The organism is Wenxinia saemankumensis, from assembly GCF_900141735.1.
In the GTDB taxonomy this organism is placed as follows: Bacteria; Pseudomonadota; Alphaproteobacteria; order Rhodobacterales; family Rhodobacteraceae; genus Wenxinia; species Wenxinia saemankumensis.
The window spans coordinates 64,358-83,114 of sequence record NZ_FQYO01000004.1; the positions used below are offsets into that span (position 1 = coordinate 64,358).

Consider the following 18,757-nt stretch of genomic DNA (forward strand, 5'->3'; position numbering starts at 1 on the left):
GGGCGTGGCCGGGACCGTGACCGGGGCGGGCGCGATCCGGGTCCGGGTGGCGCGGGTGCAGGGCTCCGCCCCGCGCGAGGTCGGCGCGGCGATGACCGTGCGCGCGGACGGGCAGGAGGGGACGATCGGCGGCGGCCGGCTGGAATGGGAGGCGGCGGCCGAGGCGCGGGCGATGCTGGCGGAGGGCCGGACGGAGCGGCGACGCACGATCCCGCTCGGCCCGGCGCTCGGCCAGTGCTGCGGCGGGACGGTCACGCTGTCCTTCGCCGCGATCGACCGGGTGGAGGCGGCAGCGCGCGTCCCCCTCTGGATCTGGGGCGCGGGCCATGTCGGCCGCGCGCTGGCGCAGGTGATGGCGCCCCTGCCGGGCTGGGCCGTGACGCTGGTCGATTTCGACACGGCGCGACTGCCCGATCCGCTTCCCGACGGCGTCACGCCGCTGATCGCCGCCGATCCGGCGCGGCTCGCCCCGCATGCGCCGACGGACGCCGACCACCTGATCGTCACCCATTCGCACGAGCTCGACCTCGCGCTCTGCGACGGGTTGCTGCGACGGGGCTTCGCCAGTTGCGGACTGATCGGGTCGGCGACGAAATGGGCCCGCTTCCGCAAACGCCTGACCGCGCTCGGGCACGACACCGCCCAAATTTCGCGCATCGCCTGCCCGATAGGCGACCCGGCGCTCGGAAAACACCCGCATGCCATTGCCGTGGGCGTGGCGGCCGCGCTACTCAGGGCGCCGGGACAGGTGCAGGGACGGATGGATACGGCGTGACGGGGCCCCTTCTGCGGCTGACCGGCCTGACCAAGGCCTATCCCGGCGTGATCGCCAATTCCGGCGTCTCCCTCGACATCGCGCCCGGCGAGATCCATGCCCTGCTGGGCGAGAACGGCGCCGGCAAGTCGACCCTCGTCAAGACGATCTACGGACTGGTGAAGCCCGACGAGGGCACGATGGAATGGCGCGGCGCCCCCTACGCCCCGGCCGAGCCGTCCGAGGCGCGGCGCACCGGCGTCGCGATGGTCTTCCAGCATTTCTCGCTGTTCGATGCGCTCGACGTGGCCGAGAACGTGGCCCTCGGGATGGAGGACCCGCCGCCCATGCGCGCCCTCGCCACCCGGATCCGCGAGGTATCGCAGGCCTACGGCCTGCCGCTCGATCCCGCGCGCATCGTCGGCGACCTCTCCGCCGGAGAGCGTCAACGGGTCGAGATCGTGCGCTGCCTGCTGCAGGATCCCCGGCTGCTCATCATGGACGAGCCGACCTCGGTGCTCACCCCGCAGGAGGTCGCGATCCTGTTCGAGACCCTGCGCAAGCTGAAATCCGAAGGCACCTCGATCCTCTACATCAGCCACAAGCTGGAGGAGATCCGCACCCTCTGCGACACCGCGACGATCCTGCGGGGCGGCAGGGTCGTGGGCAGCTGCATCCCGGGCGAGACGACGGCGCGCGCGATGGCGGAGACGATGGTCGGCAGCGCGCTTCAGGCCCCCGAACGGGCGTCCCGGCCCGAGGGGCCCGTCGCGCTGGAGGTGTCGGACCTCACCGCCGCCTCGCCCCGCCCCTTCGGCACGGCGCTGCGCGAGGTCGCCCTGACGATCCGCGCGGGCGAGATCCTCGGCATCGCCGGGGTCGCCGGGAACGGCCAGGACGAGCTGCTGCTCGCGCTGTCGGGCGAGATGACGACCGCGCCGGGCACGATCCTGATGGGCGGCACCGACTGCAGCCGCGCCGGACCTGCCGCGCGCCGCGAGGCAGGCCTGCTCTGCGCCCCGGAGGAGCGGATGGGCCATGCCGCCGCCCCCGACATGAGCCTGACCGAGAACGCCTTCCTCACCGGCGAGACGCGGCAGCGCCTCTCGCGGCGCGGCTTCGCCGACTGGGCCGGGGCGCGGGCCTTCGCCGCCCGCGTGATCGAGGCCTTCGACGTGCGCACGCCCGGGCCCGGAACGGCGGCCCGCGCCCTGTCGGGCGGCAACCTGCAGAAGTTCCTCATCGGGCGCGAGATCCTGCAGGCGCCGAAGGTGCTGGTCGTGAACCAGCCCACCTGGGGGGTCGACGCCGCCGCGGCCGCCGCGATCCGGCAGGCCCTGCTGGACCTCGCGGCGGGCGGGGCGGCGGTGATCGTCGTCAGCCAGGACCTCGACGAGCTGATGGAGGTGAGCGACCGGATGGCCGCGCTGACCGGCGGCCGCCTGAGCGCGCCCGTCCCAGCGCAGGGCCTGACGGTGGAGCGGATCGGCCTGATGCTGGGGGGCGCCCACGACATGGAAGCCGCGCATGCGCCGGCCCGGGAGGGCGCGGCATGATCCGGCTGGAACGTCGCCCCCAGCCCTCCCGTGCATGGACATGGGCCACGCCGCCCCTGGCGGTGCTGCTGACCATGATCGCGGGCGGCGCGCTCTTCGCCGCCCTGGGCGAGGATCCCCTCGTCGCGATCCGCACCATCTTCTGGGATCCGCTCTTCGGCGACTTCGCGAGCTATTCGCGCCCGCAGCTCCTGATCAAGGCGGCGCCCCTGATCCTGATCGCCACCGGCCTCGCCCTCGGCTTCCGGGCCGGGATCTGGAACATCGGGGCCGAGGGGCAGTACATCATGGGCGCGCTCTGCGCCGCCGCGACGGCTCTGGCCTTCTACCCGATGGAGGCGCGCTGGCTGATCTTCCCGCTGATGATCCTCGCCGGAATGGCGGGCGGCATGATCTGGGCGCTGATTCCGGCGCTGCTGAAGGTGCGGTTCGGCACGAACGAGATCCTCGTCTCGCTGATGCTGGTCTACGTGGCCGAGAACCTGCAATCGTGGATGGCGCTCGGCCCGCTGCGCAATCCCGACGGAATGGGCTTTCCCGGCTCGCGCAACCTGTCGCAATACGCCTCCTCCGCGAATCCCGAACTGGTCGCGGGGACGGGGGCGCATTGGGGGGTGGTCGCGGCGCTGCTCGCAGTGATCGCGGCGCAGGTCCTGCTCTCGCGGCACCGGCTCGGCTTCCAGATCCGGCTCGCGGGGCAGAGTCCGCGCGCCGCCGCCTTCTCGGGCGTGCGGCCGGGGCTGCTGGTGGTCCTCTGCATGGGCATCTCGGGCGCGCTGGCCGGGATGGCCGGCATGTTCGAGATCGCGGGCCCCTCGGGCCGGGTCTCGATCGACTTCAACGTGGGCTACGGCTTCACCGCGATCATCGTCGCCTTCCTCGGCCGGCTGCACCCGTTCGGAATCCTGCTGGCGGGGCTCCTGATGGCGCTCACCTATATCGGCGGCGAGATGGCCTCGATGGCGCTGAACCTGCCGGCGGCGGCGATCCAGGTCTTCCAGGGGATGCTCCTGTTCTTCCTGCTCGCGGTCGACGTCCTCACCGCCTACCGCATCCGCCGCACCGGCGAGGCCGCTTCATGAGGACCCGGCCCCGCTCCTATCTTGCCCCAAATACTCCCCGGGGGGCGCCGCAGGCGCGGGGGGCGGGACGCCCCCCTCCGCCCCCCGCCACGAGGAGCGCCCGCTGATGCTCGGCTCGATCGACCCTCTGCTCCTCCTCGCCTCGCTGATGGTGGCGGCGACCCCGATCCTCTTCGCCGCGATCGGCGAACTCGTCGTGGAACGGGCGGGCGTGCTCAATCTCGGCGTCGAGGGGATGATGATCACCGGCGCGATCTGCGGCTTCATCGTCGCGGTGCAGACCGGCTCCCCCTGGATCGGCTTCGCCGCTGCCGCGCTCGGCGGCGCGGTGCTGGCCGCCCTGTTCGGCCTGCTGACGCAGTACCTTCTGTCGAACCAGGTCGCGACCGGCCTCGCGCTCACCCTGTTCGGTCTCGGTCTCGCCTCGCTTCTCGGGCAGGACTGGGCGGGGATCCGCGCGCCCCGGGTGCCCGACCTGCCGCTCGGACCGCTGAGCGACCTGCCAATCCTCGGGCCCGTCCTCTTCCGGCACGACCCGATGGTCTATCTCGGCCTCGCGCTCTGCCTCGCCGTCTGGGTCGTCCTGACCCGGACCCGCGCCGGCCTGATCCTGCGCGCTGTGGGCGAGAACCACGATTCCGCCCACGCGCTCGGCTACCGGGTGCGGGCGGTACGGATGGCCGCGATCCTGTTCGGCGGGGCCTGCGCCGGCCTCGGCGGCGCCTACCTGTCTCTCGTGCGCGTGCCGCAATGGACCGACGGCATCACCGCCGGGGCGGGCTGGATCGCGCTGGCCATCGTCGTCTTCGCCTCGTGGCGGCCCGGGCGGCTGGTGATCGGAGCCTATCTCTTCGGCGGGGTCGCGCAGCTGCAGCTGAACCTGCAGGCCGCCGGGGCGCGCGTCCCGGTCGAGCTGCTCTCGATGTCGCCCTACCTCGCCACGATCCTCGTCCTCGTCCTGCTGTCCTCGGGCCGCGCGCCCGGCTCGCTGGGCCGATCCTTCCACGCGGCCCGCTAGGGCCGAACCGCATCCGGCCCCTGGACGGGGCCGACCAACAGGGGAGAACCTGCCAATGAAAAGAAGAACCTTCCTCGCCACCGGCTCCGCCGTCGCGGCCTCCGCCGCCTTCGGCCTGCCGGCACGCGCCCAGGACGGCGAGCCGGTCAAGATCGGCTTCGTCTATGTCGGCCCGATCGGCGACGGCGGCTGGACCTTCCAGCACAACGAGGGCCGTCTCGCTGTCGAGGAGCATTTCGGCGACCGGGTGGAGACGATCTACCAGGAGAGCGTGCCCGAGGGCCCCGATGCCGAGCGCGTCATCACCCAGATGGCGCTGCAGGGCGCGGACCTGATCTTCACCACCTCCTTCGGCTACATGGAGCCGACGGTGAACGTCGCGGCGCAGTTCCCGGACGTGAAGTTCGAGCATGCGACGGGCTACATGCGCGCCGACAACCTCGCCACCTACGACGCCCGCTTCTACGAGGGGCGCGCGGTGATCGGCACGATGGCCGGGATGCTGACCAAGACGAACAAGATCGGCTATATCGGATCCTTCCCGATCCCCGAGGTGATCCAGGGCATCAACTCGTCCTTCCTGCACGCGCGGAAGGTGAACCCGGACGTCGAGATGGTGGTGATCTGGGCCTATACCTGGTTCGATCCCGCGCGCGAGGCGGATGCCGCGCAGGCGATGATCGAGCAGGGCGTCGACGTGATCCTGCAGCACACCGATTCGACCGCGCCTCAGGCGGCGGCCGCCGCCGCGAACGAGGCGGGGGCCGAGATCTACACCTTCGGGCAGGCCTCGGACATGGCGTCGTTCAAGCCGATGCCGCGGGTCTCCTCGATCATCGACAACTGGGCGCCCTACTATATCGACCGCGTCCAGCAGGTCATCGACGGCACCTGGGAAAGCACCCATACCTGGGGCGGGATCGCCGATGGCGAAGTCGAGATTGGCGAGATCACCGACGCGGTCCCGGCCGAGGTGAAGGCCGCCGCCGAGGACATGATCGCGCGGATCAGCTCGGGCGAGTACCACCCCTTCACCGGGCCGATCAACCGCCAGGACGGCAGCGTCTTCCTCGCCGAGGGCGAGGTCGCGACCGACGAGCAGCTCGTCTCGATGGACTTCTACGTCGAGGGGCTGACAGGCGAGATCCCGAACTGAGCCGCGCCGTCCGGACCCTTCGCGCGGGCGGAGGGGCCGGACGAACATGCGGACCCATGCGAAGGGGGGAGCGTCCGCGCTGCCCCCTTCGTCGGTCCGGACCAGGCGACCGGCCCGCCCGGTCCGCCGCCGCGGGATCGCCCGCCCCGCGCGCTCAACGAGGCAGGGCGGCGAGCGAGCGGTCGACCAGCGCGCGCTCCTCCCCCGTCAGGACCTGGGCCCTCGAGTAGCGGGGGGCGGCGCGGTCGTCCTCGATCGGCCCCCAATTGTCGGTGGTGGCGTAGAACCGCTCCACCCCCGCCTCGCCGAAGAGGCGCAGGAAGCCCTGCGTGACGACATCGAGATAGGACAGCCAGATCGGGGCCGGGGCGCCGGCGCCGTCGGTATAGGAGTCGCTGACGCGGTAGACCGCGCAGGGCGCGGGGGGGCCGTCATGCACGACCGTCCCGGTCACGTCGATCCGGGCATAGGCGCCCTCGCGTTCGTCCAGCGCGGCCCAGTCGGCGCCGGGCACCGCGGCGACGACGCCGTCGATCGCCCCGTCCCCGCCCACCGGCTCGACCGAGAGGAAGGCGCCGCCGCGCAGGTTGGTCGTGCGCCAGATCCGGCGCCAGCCGGGCAGGCGCGCCGGGCGGGGGTCGCGGTAGTCATGCGTGGCGAGATTGACGAGGCTGCCGTAGCCGAAGAACAGGGGATCGCTCATTCGCGGCCGCGTAGCACGCGGGCCGGTTTCGCGCCAAGGGGGCCGAGCGCGAAGCCGAGCCCCGCCAGCAGCGAGGCCGCGATGCCGAAGCTGACGACGAGCAGCGCGTTGCCCCAGATCACCCGGTAGTCGATCTCCATCACGAAGCGCGCGACCGCCCAGCCGCCGAGCGCCCCCGCCCCCAGCGCCACCAGTCCGGCCGCCGCCCCCATCAGCGCGGCCCGCAGGGCGAAGCTGGCGAGGATGCGGCCCCGGCTCGCGCCCAGCGTCTTGAGCACCGCGCTCTCGAAGGTGCGGGCGCGCTCGCCCGCCAGCGCCGCGCCGATCAGGACGATGAACCCGACCAGCAGCGTGACCCCCGCCCCCACGCGCGAGGCGGTGGCGATCCCCTCGACCACGCGGGCGACCTCGGTCACCGCCTCGCGGACCGAGATCGCGGTGATGTTGGGATAGGCATCGGCGAGCTGGCGCAGGATCCGCCCCTCGGCCGCCTCGTCCGCATAGATCGTCGCGATCCAGCTATGCGGCGCGGCGGCCAGCGTCGCGGGGTCGAAGATCATCACGAAGGCGATCCCCGCGCTCTGGAAGTCCACCTCGCGGAAGCTGGCGATGGTCGCGGTGATGTCCCGGCCGAGCACGTTGACCGTGATCGTGTCGCCGAGCTGCAGGCCGATCTCCTCCGCCTCGGCGGCGGAGAAGCTGACGAGCGGCGGGCCGTCGTAATCCTCGGGCCACCAGTCGCCTTCGGTGATCACCTCTCCCTCGCGCAGCGCGTCGGCATAGGTCACGCCGCGGTCGCCGCGGAACACCCAGTGATCGGCGGTCTCGCGCGCGGGGCGGTCGTTCACCTCGGTGATGATGCCGCGCAGCATCGGGACCGCGTCGACCTCGGTCACGTCGGGATCCCCGGACAGGGCCGCGCGGAACGGGTCGATCTGGCCCGGCTGGATGTCGAGGACGAAGAGCGCGGGCGCCACCTCCGGCAGCTCGCCCTCGATGGCGCCGCGCAGCGTGCCGTCGACCTGCCCGACCGCGGCCAGGACCGACAGGCCGAGCCCGAGCGAGAGCACGACCGAGGTCGTCTCGCCCCCCCGCGCGCCGATCGCGCCGAGCGCCAGCCGCGTGGCGGGCCGGCCCCGGGCGAGGCGGGCGCTGCCCCGCGCGATCCGGCGGATCGCCATCGCGGCGAGGACCAGCAGCACCAGCGCCCCCGCGATGCCGCCCGCCGTCCAGAGCGTCAGGAAGATCGTGCCCGAGAACCAGGCCGCGGCCCCGACCAGCGCCGCGGCGAGCAGCGCGGTGGCGACGAGGTAGCGGGCGCGCGGCAGCCGTCGCCCGCCCGCCGCCCCGTCGCGCAGCAGGGTCGCGGCGCGCACCTCCTCGACCCGGGCGAGCGGCCAGAGCGCGAAGAGCAGCGCGGCGAGCGCCCCGTAGAGCGCCGCCTCGGCCAGCGGGGCGGGATAGAGCGCGAATTCCGCCGGGATCGGCAGCCGCGCCTCGATCAGCGGCGCGAGGGCGAGGGGCAGCCCGGCGCCGAGGACCAGCCCGATGGCGATGCCGAGCGCGGCGAGCGCCGCGATCTGCAGGAAGTAGACGGCGAAGATCGTCCCCCGCGTGGCGCCGAGGGTGCGCAGCGTGGCGATGGTCGCGGTCTTGCCCGAGAGATAGGCGCCGACGGCGGAGGAGATGCCGACGCCCCCGACCGCGAGCCCGGACAGGCCGATCAGCACGAGGAACGCGCCGAGCCGGTCGACGAAGACGCCGATGCCCGCCCCGCCATTGCGGGCGTCGCGCCAGCGCAGCCCGCTGCCCTCGAACAGACGTCGCGCCTCGGCGCGGAGCGCGGCGGGGTCCGCGCCCTCCGGCAGGTCGAGCCGGTAGGCACTGTCGAACAACGTGCCGTCCGCGATCAGGCCAGACCCCTCCAGCGCCGCCTGCCGCAGGATCGTCCGCGGGCCGAGGCCGAAGCCGCCACCGGCATTGTCGGGATAGCGCTCGAGCAGGGCCGAGAGCGTGAAAACCGTCTCGCCGAGGCGGAAGGTGTCGTCGGGCGACAGGTCCAGCCGGGCGGCGAGGCTGCGCTCCATCACCGCGCCGGTGCCCGTCAGCGCCTCCTCCAGTGGCATCGGCGGGTCGAGACGCACCTCCCCGACCAGCGGGTAGGCGCCGTCGACCGCCTTGATCTGCGTCAGCGCCCGGTCGGTTCCGTCCGGCCCGTCGACCGCAGCGAGCGAGCGGAAATCGATCACCTCCGACACGGCGAGGGACTGCGCCTCCATCCATTCGCGTTCCGCGTCGGTGGCGCGACGGTAGGTGTAGGTGATCTCGACATCGCCGCCGAGCAGGGCCGCCCCCTCGCGCTCCAGCCCCGCCGCGATCGAGGCGCGGACGAGGCCGACCGCCGCGATGGCCGCGACGCCGAGGGCGAGGCAGGCGAGGAAGATGCGGAAGCCGCGCAGCCCGCCGCGCATCTCGCGCCGGGCGAGGCGGAGCGCGAGGCCGCTCACTCGGCCGCGTCCCGCAAGCCGGGCTCGATCCGGCCGCCGCGCAGGCGGATCGTGCGGTCGCAGCGCGCGGCCAGCGACGGGGAATGCGTGACGAGGATCAGCGTCGCCCCCCGCTCCTGCAGGGCGAAGAGCTGGCGCACGACGACCTCGCCCGTCGCCTCGTCGAGATTGCCGGTCGGCTCGTCGGCCAGCAGGATGCGCGGCCCCGGCGCGGCGGCGCGGGCCAGCGCCACGCGCTGCTGCTCCCCGCCAGAGAGCTGGGCGGGATAGTGATCGGCCCGGTGCGCCAGGCCCACCGCGTCCAGTTCGCGCGCGGCGATGTCGAAGGCGTCGCGCCGCCCGGCAAGTTCCAGCGGGGTCGCCACGTTCTCGAGCGCGGTCATCGTGGGGATCAGGTGGAAGGACTGGAACACCACCCCCATATTGTCCCGGCGGAAGCGGGCCAGCGCATCCTCGCCCAGATCGGTGAGGTCCTGCCCCGCGGCGGCGATGCGCCCCGAACTGGGACGCTCCAGCCCGCCCATGAGCATGAGGAGCGACGACTTGCCCGACCCCGACGGACCGACCAGCCCGACGCTTTCCCCCGCCTCGACCGAGAGCGTGACATCGTGGAGGATGTCCACCGGCCCGGCATTGCCCGGCAGGGTCAGGGACAGGTCGACCAGGTCGAGAATCGGCATGCGGCATGTCCTTCGGCGGATCGTCGGGGGTCGATATGGGGCGGGCCGGACGGGCCGCAACCTCGCCCTGGCGCTCGCCCTCGTCGCCGCGCCGGCGGCGGCGCAGGAGGCGGTGGTGACCGCCTTCGGCGACAGCCTGATACAGGGTTACGGGTTACCGCCGGATGAAGGGGTCACCGCGCAGCTGCAGGAATGGCTCGACGCCGCGGGCGCCGATGTCGCAGTCGTGAACGCCGGCGTCTCGGGCGACACCACGGCCGGCGGCCTCGCGCGGATCGACTGGACGCTGGCGGACCCGCCGGACGCGATCCTCGTCACGCTGGGCGGCAACGACATGCTGCGCGGCCTCGACCCCCAGGAGGCGCGCGCCAACCTCACCGGCATCCTCGACGCCGCGCGGGAGAGCGGGGCCGCCATCCTGCTGGCCGGCGTCGAGGCGCCGGGCAATTACGGCGCGGACTATGCCGCCGATTTCGACGCGATCTGGCCGGACCTGGCAGAGGATTACGACGCCGCCCTGCTGCCCGACTGGTTCGCGCCGCTCCGCGCCGAGGGGATGGAGGCCGGAATGGCCCGCTACATGCAGGCCGACGGCATCCACCCGAATGCCGAGGGGGTCGCCCTGATCGTCGAGGAGATCGGTCCGATGCTGCTGAAGCTGCTGGAGGAGGAGAGCGGGGCCGGCGACTAGAGCATGCCCCGCTCGAACCGTGCCAGCTCGTCGAAGGTGAATTGCGGCCGGACGGGGCCGTCATCCTCGGGCCGGTAGTTCGGATCCTGCGGCAGGCAGCCCCGGCCGCAGATCTGCCGGACCGTCATCGTGTCGCTGTCGACATACCACAGCCGCCCGCCGGGGGTGGAGATGTAGCCGTCCACGCCCAGCGCGCTGTCCGAGCGCATGTCCTGCGTCGTCGGGAATTCCGAGGCGTAGAGCGGCGAATAGGTCGAGTGGGTGTGGAACGAGGCGAGGGCCCGCATCCCCGACGGGATGACGGGCAGCGCGCATCCCGCCTCGACCCCCGCCGACAGGTCGGTCCGCATCAGACGGCCCGACGGGTCGAGCCCGATATAGCCGCAATATTCCCGGTTCTCGCGGAACGAGACGCGCTGCAGCTCGGTCAGGATGTCCCGCACATAGGCCAGTTCGGCGCCGGTGCCGGTCGCCTCCGCTGTGGCGGGCCGACCGGGGCGGGCGATGCTCGCCGCCGTGCGCTGCAGCCCGTTGAGGGGGAGGCCCACCAGCGGCCCCGCCGGAACGAGGCTGCCATGGCCCTGCGGCACCGATCGCCCTCCGACCGGCGCGTAAGTCACGGGACCGGGCTGCCGGGGGGCGCAGGCGCCGAGAAGGGCCAGCGCCAGCATCGCCGCCCCGATCGCGGCGCAGCCCCGATGGGATCGCGCGGATGCGCGCTCGACGTTCATCCGCACGAAGACCCCGTCAGGCGAGCGAGAGGTTGATCGCCGACTGGCGACCGTCGCGGCCCGATTCGATGTCGAAGCTGACCTTCTGGTTGTCCTTCAGGCCGTTCAGGCCCGACCGCTCGACGGCGGAGATGTGGACGAACACGTCCTTGCTGCCGCCATCGGGGGCAATGAAGCCATACCCCTTGGTTGCGTTGAACCATTTCACGGTGCCGGTGGCCATCGTGAGACTCTCCAATTTGTCGTGTCCGCTCGCGGGATTGCAGCGGGGAGGCGATGGTCAGTGCTGATCGAGGGACTGCACGGGAGTGGAGCCGAGGGTCGATAGAGGTAACGTCACGCGCCCCTGATTATCGGTCGCAAGACCCCTCCGATCAAGTATTCGTTTCGGCCTCGGCAGGCCTCCGCGACCCGCCGGTCCGCCCGGCGCGGCCCGGACCGGACGGGTCCGGCCGCCCTGCGGGGACGCGCGATCACGGCAGGGCGAGGTCGCGGCTCGGCGGCGCGAAGGAGACCGGTCCCCACGATGCGGCGGGGGCAGGCATGAGAGGCTGGCGGTCAGGCGCCCTGCGGCCTCAACTCCTCGCGGGCCGGGCGGGGACCGAACGGCAGAAGCAGGAGGAGGGCCGCGGCCGGGCCGGACAGGGCCCAGATGGCGAGGGCCGCGAAGACCGGCATATCGAGGAAGAGCCAGCCGCCGATGGCGCCGACGAGACCGAGAAGGCCGCCGAGAAGCACGATAACCGGTCCCATGATGCATCCCTTCCTCGAGGCGCCTCTCCAGAGAGACCGCGTTTTGGGGCCAGATTGGGGCATGGGAATGAAAACTTTCCGAACGGCGGGCCGCGACCCGGCGCGGTCAGCGCAATCTGTCCGGCCGCAGCGCCGCCTGCACCTCGGCGGGCAGGACGCTCGGCCGCCCCCCGACCAGGTCGGCCAGGAAAGTGGAGGCCGCCGCCGCCGACTGGAATCCGTAGCCCCCCTGCCCCGCGCACCAGAGGAAGGACGGGTCGGCCGGATCGGGCCCGAGCACCAGCGTCCGGTCCGGGGCGAAGGTCCGCAGCCCCGCCCAGTTCGACAGCATCCGCCTCGTCTCGTAGGTGGTGTAGGCCTCGAACCGGGCCAGCCCCTCGGCCAGGACCATGTCGTCCGGATAGGCGTCGTGCGGCTCTGCAGGATCCTCCTCGGCGGGCGAGACGATGAGGGCGCCGGCATCGGGCTTCATGTACCAGTCCTCGCCCGGCCCCATCACCATCGGCCAGCCGGCGGGGTCCATCCCCTCCGGCGCCGGGACGCGGGCCATCGAGCGGCGGTGCGGCACGAGGCCGAGCGGCGCGATCCCGGCCATGGCCGCGATTCCGTCCGCCCAGGCGCCCGCCGCGTCGATCAGCAGGCGGGCCTCGACGGTCTCTCCCGCCTCGACCACCCAGCCGGTGCCTGTCCGGCGGATCGACGTGACCTCCGCCCCGGTGACGATGCGCCCCCCCGCCCCGCGGATCGCGCGGGCGAAGTCCTGCACCAGCCGGTCGGTGTCGATGTCCCACGCCTCCGGATCGTGGGCGGCCAGCGTCACCTCCGGGGCGAGGAGCGGAAAGAGGGCCCGCGCCTCGCCCGGGCCGAGCGGGGCCAGCCGCATCGCGGCCATGTCGGCGTCGAAGGCGGCGCGGTCCGCCTCCTTGCCGATCACCATGATCCCGCGGGGGGACAGCACGCCGCCCCCTTCGTGGCGCAGGTGGTCGTAGCTCGCCTCGTTCAGCGCGATCGTCGCCGGCCGGCCGTAATTGCGCTCGTAGAGCGCGGCGGAGCGGCCGGAGGCGTGGTAGGCCAGCGCCCCTTCCCGCTCGAGCACGGTGACCGATCCGAGCGCGCTGAGCCGCGCGCCGGCGCTGATCCCCGCGATCCCGCCCCCGATGACGAGGAAGTCGCTCACTGCTCCTCCAGCCGGTCCGTCGCCGGGGGCGGCGTGGGGGTCAGCGCCGACAGCCGCGCCCGCAGCTCGCCCGGCATCTCGTAGCCCATTGCGGCGAGCGAGGGTTCGAGCTGCTCGACCGACCGGGCGGAGACGATGGGCATCGGCCCCGCCGCGTGGGCGGCGACCCAGGCCACGGCGAGCGTGGCGGGATGCACTCCCTCGGCCGCGGCGATGTCGCCGAGCTCCTCCGCGGCCCGCAGCATCCAGTCCGGCGCGTATCGGCGGGCATACATCTCGTTGGTCTCCAGGCGGCCCCCGCCGCCCCCGCCCTGCCTGCGCGAATACTTGCCCGTCAGGAGACCGCCGCCCAGCGGCGAATAGGGCAGGACCGCGATGCCCTGATCGGCGGCCATTGGCAACAGCTCCACCTCGGCCTGGCGCTTCACCAGGTTGTACATCGGTTGCACCGCGTCGATCCGGGTGCCGAGCCCGGCGCAGACCGCCTGCGCCTTCATCACCTGCCAGGCGGCGTAGTTCGACACCCCGATATGGCGGAAGGCGCCGGCCTGCTGAAGTTCGGCCATCGTCTCGAAGCTCTCCTCGAGCGGGGTCGCGGGGTCGAACCGGTGCAGGTAGAGCAGGTCGACGCTCTCCATTCCGAGCTGGCGCCGGCAGCGATCCCACTGGGCCAGGATGTTGGCGCGCGAGGCCCCGTCGAAGGCGACCTTCGTCGCGATGTAGAGATCCGCGCGGTCGTCGCGCGCGAAACGGCCGAGCCACTCTTCGGAGCGCCCCTCGGCATAGCCGACGGCACAGTCGAAATGGGTGATCCCGGCGGCGCGGCACCGCTCGTAGAGGGCCCGCGACGCGTCCTCGTCGGCGGTGTCGCCCCATTGCATGGTGCCGAAGGCGAAGCGGGAGACGGGCCGGCCGTCCTGAAGCGTAAGTGTCATGGCGCGCAGAGTGTCACGGACCCGCGTCCGGGTCGAGGCGGCGATCGCGGCCGCCGCCGGCGGGGGCAGGGGGGCTCTGCCCCCCTGGCCCCCCGCGGTATTTGCGCCCCTGCGAAGGAGAGGCGCGCGGGGCGCCGACGATCGGGCGGCGGCCGGCCAAAGGGCGGGAAGGGTCGCTCCCTCGCCGGTCCGCGGGTCAGGGCGCGATGGCGGGCGCGGCGGCCCCCGGCGCTGGACGGGGGGCCGGCGGGGCGCCGTCGAGGGGGGAGCGCGGGTCCGAAGGGCGCGTCGCGGCCGCCCCCCGGCGCCGTCCACCGGGCCAGCGCTAGTCCGCGAGGCCGGGCCGGACCTGCATCAGTTCGAGCACGCCCGCCATCTCGGGGCCGTGGTCGCGGCCCGTGACCGCGCGACGTAGCGGCTGGAACAACCCCCTGCCCTTGCGCCCTGAGGCCGCCTTGACCCGGGACGTCCATTCGCCCCAGGTCTCCGGCCCGTAGGGCGGCGCGCCGAGATCGGCGAGCGCGGCGGCGACGAAATCGGCATCCTCCGGCTCTGCCCGGCCGGCCCGGCCGGTGGAGAGGATGGCCCACCATTGCGCCATGTCGCCGGGCCCGTCGATGTTCTCGCGCACCACCTCCCAGAACCGGGGGGCGATCGCGTCGGGCACGCCCGCGGCGCGGATCTCGTCCTCCATGTCCTCGTAGGGCCGCCCGGCCCGGATGCGGGCGGAAAGGGGCCGGAGATCGGCGGGGTCGAACTTCGTCGGCGCGGAGCCGAAGGTGGAGAGGTCGAAGCCCGCCACCACCTCCTCGACGGCGCCGCGCAGTTCCACCGGCTGCGACGAGCCGAGCCGCGCCATCAGCGACAGGATCGCCATCGGCTCGATCCCCTCCGCCCGCAGGTCGCGCAGGCTGAGCGCGCCCAGCCGCTTCGACAGCGCCTCGCCCTGCGGTCCGGTCAGGAGCGAATGGTGGGCGAAGCGCGGAACGGTGCCGCCCAGCGCCTCGATGATCTGGATCTGCGTCGCGGTGTTGGTCACGTGGTCCGAGCCGCGGACGATGTCGGTGATCCCCATCTCGACGTCGTCGACCACGCTGGCGAAGGTATAGAGGACCTGTCCGCTCTCCTTGATCAGGACGGGATCGGAGACCGAGGCCGCGTCGATCGACAGGTCGCCGAGGATCCCGTCGGTCCATTCGATGCGCTCCCGGTCCAGCCTGAAGCGCCAGTGCGAGCCGCGCTCGGCCCGCAGGCGGTCCTTCTCCTCCTCCGGGAGGGCGAGCGCCGCGCGGTCGTAGACCGGCGGGCGGCCCATGTTCAGCTGCTTCTTGCGCTTGAGGTCCAGCTCGCCCGGCGTCTCGAAGCATTCGTAGAGCCGGCCCATCGCGATCAGCCGGTCCCGCGCCTGTGCGTAGCGGTCCAGCCGCGCCGACTGCCGCTCCACCCGGTCCCAGCTCAGGCCGAGCCAGGTCAGGTCCTCCTTCACGCCCTCGACATATTCCTCCTTCGAGCGTTCGGCATCGGTGTCGTCGATGCGCAGCACGAAGGTGCCGCCCTGCCGGCGGGCGATGGCATAGTTGAACAGCGCGGCGCGCAGGTTGCCGATGTGCAGCCAGCCGGTCGGCGACGGGGCGAAGCGGGTGGTGGTCATGGGCAGGGCCTCCTGTCGGACGGCAGCGGCTCTTCCACAGCCGCCCCGCATTGTCCATATGGGCGGGATGGACGCCACCACCATCCCCGCCGCGAACCTCGTCGCCCCGACCCTCGACGAGATCGAGGAACTTGCCCGCGCCGTGCAGGCCCGCCTGCCCCGCGCCTTCCGCGCCCGCGCGATGGAGGTGGCGATCCGCGTCGCCGACTTCGCCGACGAGGAGATGCTGGCCGACACGGAGAGCGAGGCCTTCGAGCTGACGGGCCTCTACGAGGGCGTGCCGCTGACGCAGAAATCCGTCTTCGACCAGCCGGCCGGCCCCGACACCGTGTGGCTCTTCCGCCGGCCGATCCTCGACGAATGGGCCGAACGCGGGGACGTCACGGTCGAGGAACTGGTGGCGCATGTGACGATCCACGAGCTCGCCCACCATTTCGGCTGGTCCGACGACGACATCGCCGCCATCGACGAATGGTGGACCTGACGGGGCGACGCGCCTCTCGCCCGCCGCCCTCGCGGCACATCGCATCCCGGCGCGGCGCGGCGCGGGGTGCGCACGCCCCCGCCCCCTTATCTTGCCCGAAATACTCCGGGGGAGTCGCCGTCAGGCGACGGGGGCAGCGCCCCCTGCCCCCTCAGCCGGCCGGCACCGTCGCTGCCATCGAGGGGCGTTCCGCGAACCGCGCCGACCATTCGGTCAGGACCGGCCGTCCCTCGCGCCAGCCGCGATTTCCGTGCCGCAGGTCGAGATAGCCGAGCGCGCAGCCGAGCGCGACCTGGCCCATGTCCAGCGGGCCGGAGAGGTGGCTGATCCAGCGATCCTCCACCGCGTCCAGCGTGCGGGCGACCTTGGTCCACTGCGCGTCGGCCCAGGCGGCGTCGGGCGCGGCGTGGAACTTGGCCGCGTAGACCATGCCCAGAGCGGCCTCCATGATCGCGTCGGACATCGATTCCAGGGTCAGCACCTCCCAGAGGCGGGACGCGGGATAGAGGCCGAGCGACCAGCGATCGTCGAGATAGCGGGTGATGACGCGGCTGTCGTGCAGGGTCGGCCCCTCCTCGCGGATCAGGGCGGGGATCTTGCCCAGAGGATTGGCCGCCAGCACGGCGGGCGCCGAGTCGAGCGGCGTGGTCGGGGTCACGTTCTCCTCGACCTCCGCCCAGCGGTCCGCTTCCTGGATCAGGACGCGCACCTTGCGGACGAAGGGCGACGCCTTCGAGGACATGAGGATCATCGGCATCGGCGGGGCTCTCCTGAGGGATCGGTCGGGCCTTGATAGGCCCGCCCCGCGGACGAAAAAAGCCCTGCCGGGCCCTTGAGGGGGCCGGGCAGGGCAAGGTGGGGCTGCAGCGGCGGAAGGTGCCGCAGCCCGGCGGTAGACCGTGAAACGGGTGGGGGGCCTCAGCCCGCGCGCATCTCGGCGCGGATCTGCTGGCGGAAGACGTCGATCGGCACGCGCTGACCCTCGCGGCGGAAGTGCCAGTAGGTCCAGCCGTTGCAGGAGGGCGCGCCTTCCAGATGCGCCCCGACCTGGTGGATCGACCCCTTCACGTCCTGCGCGACGAGCGTGCCGTCGGCGCGGACCTTGGCCTTGTGGCGGCCGTTCAGGCTCCACAATTCCTCGCCCGGGCGCAGCATGCCGCGCTCGACCAGCACGCCGAAGGCGACGCGGGGCTCGCCCCGCTTGGAGGTCGTGACCTCCAGCGCGTCGCTGTCGAAGCGGCGCACGCGGGCGAGGCGCTTCTCGGCATGGGCGCGGTAGGACGCCTCGCGCTCGATCCCGATGAAGTCGCGGCCCAGCATCTTGGCGACCGCGCCGGTCGTGCCGGTGCCGAAGAACGGGTCGAGCACCACGTCGCCCGGCTTCGTCGTGCCGACGAGGACGCGGTGCAGCAGCGCCTCGGGCTTCTGCGTCGGGTGCGCCTTGTCGCCGGCCTCGTCCTTGAGACGCTCGTGCCCGGTGCAGATCGGAATCACCCAGTCCGACCGCATCTGCACGCCCTCGTTCAGCGCCTTAAGCGCCTCGTAGTTGAAGGTGTACTTCGCGCCCTCTTCCTTCGACGCCCAGATCAGCGTCTCGTGCGCGTTGGTCAGGCGCTTGCCGCGGAAGTTCGGCATCGGGTTGGACTTGCGCCAGACCACGTCGTTCAGGATCCAGAAGCCCTGGTTCTGCAGCTCCGCGCCCAGACGGAAGACGTTGTGGTAGGAGCCGATCACCCAGATCGCGCCATGCGGCTTCAGCAGGCGGCGGGCCTCGGTCAGCCAGGCCTTCGTGAAGGCGTCGTAGGTCGCGAAGGTGTCGAACCGGTCCCAGGCGTCGTCGACGGCGTCGACGCGGGAATTGTCCGGCCTGTGCAGCTCGCCCTTCAGCTGCAGGTTGTAGGGCGGGTCGGCGAAGATCAGGTCGATGGACGCATCGGGCAGGGCCCGCATCCGCTCGACGCAATCGCCGTCCAGAATCGTGTTCAGGGGCAGCGCGGGGGCGGCCCGCACCGTCTCTTTGGTCTTCATCGTCTGCCTCTCGGTCCGGCCTGCCTCGGCCATCGGCGGGTTGTCCCGCTCTGATGCGCCAAGGATGGTCCGACCCGGCCGACAGGGTCAAAAGTTATATCTAACTAAGCGGTTACGTTTTCATCTCGACACAAGATGTCGTGGACCGGCCGGAACGAGCGCCTATGGTAAGGGGTCGCGCCGAGCGTCTGCAGGGCCGACCTGTGGCCTTTCGTCCCGTATCCCGCATTCGTCTCCCAGCCGTAGCCGGGGAAGTGTTGCGCGAGTTCCACCATGTGCGCGTCGCGCCATGTTTTTGCCACGATCGAGGCCGCGGCGATCGAGACCGACCGGCCGTCCCCCCGCACAATCCCTTCGCAACCGCAGGGATTGTCGCGGGGCAGCAGCTTGCCGTCGATCAGGGCGTGGCAGGGCGCGACGGGCAGCGCCCGCAGCGCGCGGCACATCGCCAGGTGGCTGGCGCGCAGGATGTTGAGCGCGTCGATCTCTTCCACCGTGGCGATCCCGAGGCCGACCTGCGCGCAGGCCCGGATCTCCTCCGTCAGGGTCTCGCGCCGCTTCGCGCTCAGCGCCTTGCTGTCGGAGAGGCCGGCCGGCAGCCGCGCGGGGTCCAGGACGACCGCCGCGGCGACGACCGGCCCGGCCAGCGGGCCGCGGCCCACCTCGTCCACCCCCGCGACGATGCGGGCGCCGCGCGATAGCGCGGCCTGTTCGAAGGCGTAATGGGGGGTGGGCGGCGGCATGGCCCAAGATGTGCCCTTCCCGGGCGGGGCGGCGCAAGGGCCCCGATCTCACGATGCGGGGCGCCCCACCCGGATCGGCGCGATCGCCCTGCCCCTCAATGGTTTCGG

Annotated in this window: 19 protein-coding genes; 7 read left to right on the forward strand and 12 right to left on the reverse strand. The window is 72.4% G+C overall.

Features of this window, described 5'->3' with window-relative positions; genetic code table 11:
* Window positions 1-4 precede the first annotated feature (4 nt).
* The 5 genes from xdhC to BUE30_RS11455 all read left to right on the forward strand — a co-directional run bounded on the left by xdhC (window position 5) and on the right by BUE30_RS11455 (window position 5,566).
* Entirely contained in the window at window positions 5-775 is a 771-nt protein-coding gene (xdhC, locus tag BUE30_RS11435; RefSeq protein ID WP_244526348.1) for a xanthine dehydrogenase accessory protein XdhC, read from the forward strand.
* Window positions 772-2,310, forward strand: coding sequence for an ABC transporter ATP-binding protein (locus BUE30_RS11440; RefSeq protein WP_073330540.1), 1,539 nt, complete (start codon window positions 772-774; stop codon window positions 2,308-2,310). Before xdhC ends, BUE30_RS11440 begins: the two co-directional genes overlap by 4 nt.
* The gene (locus BUE30_RS11445) at window positions 2,307-3,392 is read left to right on the forward strand and encodes an ABC transporter permease (RefSeq protein ID WP_073330543.1); all 1,086 of its coding nucleotides are present in this window, start codon (window positions 2,307-2,309) and stop codon (window positions 3,390-3,392) included. Before BUE30_RS11440 ends, BUE30_RS11445 begins: the two co-directional genes overlap by 4 nt.
* A 106-nt stretch (window positions 3,393-3,498) precedes the next feature.
* A complete protein-coding gene (locus BUE30_RS11450) occupies window positions 3,499-4,410 on the forward strand; it encodes an ABC transporter permease (protein ID WP_170865635.1) in 912 nt (303 codons plus the stop codon).
* 55 nt (window positions 4,411-4,465) lie between these two features.
* A complete protein-coding gene (locus BUE30_RS11455; RefSeq protein ID WP_073330549.1) occupies window positions 4,466-5,566 on the forward strand; it encodes a BMP family ABC transporter substrate-binding protein in 1,101 nt (366 codons plus the stop codon).
* A gap of 154 nt (window positions 5,567-5,720) precedes the next feature.
* On the opposite strand, the gene BUE30_RS11460 is transcribed toward BUE30_RS11455, so the two are convergent.
* From BUE30_RS11460 to BUE30_RS11470, 3 genes are read right to left on the reverse strand one after another with little or no spacing between them, the layout of a single operon-like run.
* Window positions 5,721-6,269 carry a gamma-glutamylcyclotransferase family protein gene (locus BUE30_RS11460; protein WP_073330552.1) on the reverse strand — a complete coding sequence of 183 codons (549 nt, stop codon included), beginning with the start codon at window positions 6,267-6,269 and terminating at the stop codon, window positions 5,721-5,723.
* On the reverse strand, window positions 6,266-8,740 hold the full coding sequence (locus BUE30_RS11465) for an ABC transporter permease (RefSeq protein WP_073331798.1): 2,475 nt from the start codon (window positions 8,738-8,740) through the stop codon (window positions 6,266-6,268). Before BUE30_RS11465 ends, BUE30_RS11460 begins: the two co-directional genes overlap by 4 nt.
* Window positions 8,741-8,772: 32 nt before the next feature.
* The gene (locus BUE30_RS11470) at window positions 8,773-9,456 is read right to left on the reverse strand and encodes an ABC transporter ATP-binding protein (protein ID WP_073330555.1); all 684 of its coding nucleotides are present in this window, start codon (window positions 9,454-9,456) and stop codon (window positions 8,773-8,775) included.
* Between BUE30_RS11470 and BUE30_RS11475 the strand changes: the two genes are divergently transcribed.
* On the forward strand, window positions 9,455-10,147 hold the full coding sequence (locus tag BUE30_RS11475) for an arylesterase (RefSeq protein ID WP_083601361.1): 693 nt from the start codon (window positions 9,455-9,457) through the stop codon (window positions 10,145-10,147). The two genes, BUE30_RS11470 and BUE30_RS11475, sit on opposite strands and share 2 nt — an antisense overlap.
* Here the strand turns inward: BUE30_RS11475 and BUE30_RS11480 are convergent.
* From BUE30_RS11480 to gltX, 6 genes are all read right to left on the reverse strand, one after another.
* Window positions 10,144-10,878 carry a DUF4329 domain-containing protein gene (locus tag BUE30_RS11480; protein ID WP_073330558.1) on the reverse strand — a complete coding sequence of 245 codons (735 nt, stop codon included), beginning with the start codon at window positions 10,876-10,878 and terminating at the stop codon, window positions 10,144-10,146. The two genes, BUE30_RS11475 and BUE30_RS11480, sit on opposite strands and share 4 nt — an antisense overlap.
* Before the next feature lie 16 nt (window positions 10,879-10,894).
* Entirely contained in the window at window positions 10,895-11,101 is a 207-nt protein-coding gene (locus BUE30_RS11485; protein WP_073330561.1) for a cold-shock protein, read from the reverse strand.
* Window positions 11,102-11,436: 335 nt separating this feature from the next.
* Window positions 11,437-11,631 carry a hypothetical protein gene (locus BUE30_RS11490; RefSeq protein ID WP_073330565.1) on the reverse strand — a complete coding sequence of 65 codons (195 nt, stop codon included), beginning with the start codon at window positions 11,629-11,631 and terminating at the stop codon, window positions 11,437-11,439.
* 106 nt (window positions 11,632-11,737) lie between these two features.
* Window positions 11,738-12,808, reverse strand: a complete 1,071-nt coding sequence (locus tag BUE30_RS18035; RefSeq protein WP_073330568.1) for an NAD(P)/FAD-dependent oxidoreductase — start codon at window positions 12,806-12,808, stop codon at window positions 11,738-11,740.
* A complete protein-coding gene (locus BUE30_RS18040; protein ID WP_073330571.1) occupies window positions 12,805-13,743 on the reverse strand; it encodes an aldo/keto reductase in 939 nt (312 codons plus the stop codon). The genes BUE30_RS18035 and BUE30_RS18040 overlap by 4 nt, the downstream gene beginning before the upstream one ends.
* A gap of 325 nt (window positions 13,744-14,068) precedes the next feature.
* A complete protein-coding gene (gene gltX, locus BUE30_RS11505) occupies window positions 14,069-15,394 on the reverse strand; it encodes a glutamate--tRNA ligase (protein WP_073330574.1) in 1,326 nt (441 codons plus the stop codon).
* Window positions 15,395-15,461: 67 nt separating this feature from the next.
* Between gltX and BUE30_RS11510 the strand changes: the two genes are divergently transcribed.
* The gene (locus tag BUE30_RS11510; RefSeq protein ID WP_073331804.1) at window positions 15,462-15,878 is read left to right on the forward strand and encodes a metallopeptidase family protein; all 417 of its coding nucleotides are present in this window, start codon (window positions 15,462-15,464) and stop codon (window positions 15,876-15,878) included.
* A 151-nt stretch (window positions 15,879-16,029) separates the two neighbouring features.
* Here the strand turns inward: BUE30_RS11510 and BUE30_RS11515 are convergent, their stop codons facing one another.
* The 3 genes from BUE30_RS11515 to BUE30_RS11525 all read right to left on the reverse strand — a co-directional run bounded on the left by BUE30_RS11515 (window position 16,030) and on the right by BUE30_RS11525 (window position 18,649).
* A complete protein-coding gene (locus BUE30_RS11515; protein ID WP_073331808.1) occupies window positions 16,030-16,629 on the reverse strand; it encodes a glutathione S-transferase family protein in 600 nt (199 codons plus the stop codon).
* Between the two features lie 167 nt (window positions 16,630-16,796).
* Window positions 16,797-17,906, reverse strand: a complete 1,110-nt coding sequence (locus tag BUE30_RS11520) for a site-specific DNA-methyltransferase (protein ID WP_073331811.1) — start codon at window positions 17,904-17,906, stop codon at window positions 16,797-16,799.
* Between the two features lie 104 nt (window positions 17,907-18,010).
* Window positions 18,011-18,649: a ribonuclease HII gene (locus BUE30_RS11525; protein ID WP_073330576.1), complete on the reverse strand. Its 639-nt coding sequence runs from the start codon at window positions 18,647-18,649 to the stop codon at window positions 18,011-18,013.
* Window positions 18,650-18,757: the final 108 nt, after the last annotated feature.